The sequence below is a fragment of the Microcystis sp. LE19-10.1B genome, from assembly GCF_027530565.1.
Lineage (GTDB): Bacteria > Cyanobacteriota > Cyanobacteriia > Cyanobacteriales > Microcystaceae > Microcystis > Microcystis aeruginosa.
In genome coordinates this window covers 1-2,085 of record NZ_JAPZQM010000415.1, presented here as the reverse complement: position 1 = coordinate 2,085, position 2,085 = coordinate 1, and the positions used below count along the sequence as shown (strand labels likewise).

Genomic DNA, 2,085 nt, shown 5'->3' with positions numbered 1-2,085 from the left:
CCCCACACCCCACACCCGACGACAAACTTTTTCGACAAACCCTAATTATTCGACCACAAATGCGAGGATTTGGCCTTGGTGACTGCCGAAGCGAATCTGTAAACCGGACTCTAGGGGAACTTCTTGGTTATGAACCTGTTTCCAGTGGCCATCTTGATAGATAAAAGTACCAAAACGGGAGAAATCTGCGAGAAAGTATTGATAGTCTGGATAATCGGCATTTTTACGGCAAATTATCCGACAATGGTTTTTACTAACCCATTTTTCAGCAATCTGTAGATCATTTTCCATGTCCCGTCCTATATTCATGCCACCACCACGGATTGACCATTTTCTTTCGGGACGATCGAGATAGTATAAGAAAGCGGCGGGCATGGTTCTGGAGACATTGGGCATAACCGTCGGTGATTGAGTCTCATCAAGGGTTTGCAGCAATTGCCCGTCGAATTCTGGGTGCATATAGAGAATCGGCAAAGTCCAAGCGGGTTGATTGTACTTGTAGAGGGTTAATAATTGCTGCCTGGCGATACGAACGGCCTGATCAATAGGGACTCTCGGACCGGGAAACAACGTGGACATCTGCGCTTCTTTGTCTTTGAACCCGAAGAGGGTGCGGGTAAAAACTTCGATAAAACTCAAGGCCTCGCGATCTGCGATCGCATCTCGCATGGCCAAAACTGCGGGAACGCCGTGGTGAATCAAGACTTCCGCCAGACTGCTGCGGGGGATCATCTCCTGACCCGATTTAGCGGAATAAGCACCCCAACAGGCATTAAAAACCGTTAAAATAACCTGATTTCTCACCAAAGCTTGGGCTAACTCCGTCCCGTTTAGCTGTTCCCCCGGCCGCAGAAATAGGGAACCGCCATTGGGGGCGGCCATTCCGTGACCGGCGTAGAAAAAAGCTTGATATTTACCCGTATCCAAGGCCCTGGTCAGTTCTTCGGCCTCGGGTCGAATTAAGGTATCGACTTTGACTTTCACTCCCAAATTCTCAGGGAGGGAACTACTGCCCCCAGGGGAGATGGCCCGGATGAGATTGGCGGCCTCGGATTCCAGTGCCTGGTCGGAATTAGTTTCTCCACCCGTATTAATGGCGGTGAGATTGCGGGAACTAGCGGCGGTTTTAATCTGTTTTTCGCCGATAACTAAGAGAATATTGAGACTATTAGTCGGTTTTATCGGTGGCAATGGTTCCACATCGCTGGTGGTGCGGCTAAAGAGTATATTCGGATGCAGAGATATAGCCTGTTTACCTGCTTGCTGCATAATTTCCCAGGGCAGCAGAATTAAATAGGGGTTGCGACATTCCAAGCGAATTCGCAGGGGCTGATTTTTGCCGAGGGCGATTCCCTGACTTTGGGCGAAACTTTGACCAATTGATGCTTGAAATAACCATTGCCAGAGACTAATACCTAGTTTCTGCATCAATTGACCGCCATAACTGCCGCCTTCTCCCGAAAGAGTCAGTTTAGGTCGAGAATTTGCTTCTAATTGCTCTAACATCGGTAAGGTCGGCATTTTTTGCAGACAGAACATTTCCTGCCATGCCATCCATTCCGTGGTTAGACTCTCGGTCCATTCACAGTCATGATGCACATATCCCCCCGGTAGGGGTGCTTTCGTCACCCAACGGGCGAAATGATTACTTGTCGCTAAACTAGAGATCGCTAAGTTTAGACTAGGGATGGCATCATCGGTCATTGTGGTTATTTAGAAGTCTGAAGTCCATAGAATCTTATTCTAGAGGATTTCTGAAAAGCAAGGAAGAGTATTAAGTAGCTGGTTATAATTAAATCAAAAATAGATTTTAGGTTCGATCCCCCCTTAGTCCTAGGGTTGATTCATAGTAGGGTTGATTCATAGTAGGGTTGATTCATGAATCAACCCTACCTTAATAAGGGTGGTGTCTGATAATTTTTAACGCCTACCTACTTAGGGATTGCTGAATAAATCTAAAAACCTTGTTGGATAAGACTTTTGGACTTTTTTCCCCTCAAAAAGTACCAGATATGGGAGTGATCAGGGGGAAATTCAGGGACTTTTTCCCTGAAAATTAGGTAATTGACCCCCTCAAAATCGGTA

At 46.6% G+C, this 2,085-nt stretch carries 1 protein-coding gene; it reads right to left on the bottom strand.

Annotated features, from left to right (window positions below; all coding sequences use genetic code 11):
- Window positions 1-45: 45 nt before the first annotated feature.
- Complete coding sequence (locus O9332_RS15035; protein ID WP_288026221.1) at window positions 46-1,704, bottom strand: CHAT domain-containing protein; 1,659 nt, start codon at window positions 1,702-1,704, stop codon at window positions 46-48.
- Window positions 1,705-2,085 lie beyond the last annotated feature (381 nt).

What these genes read in the sequence shown, in the direction of transcription:
- O9332_RS15035 (WP_288026221.1), bottom strand. Translation starts at nt 1,704, where the DNA reads ATGACCGATGATGCCATCCCTAGTCTAAACTTAGCGATCTCTAGTTTA.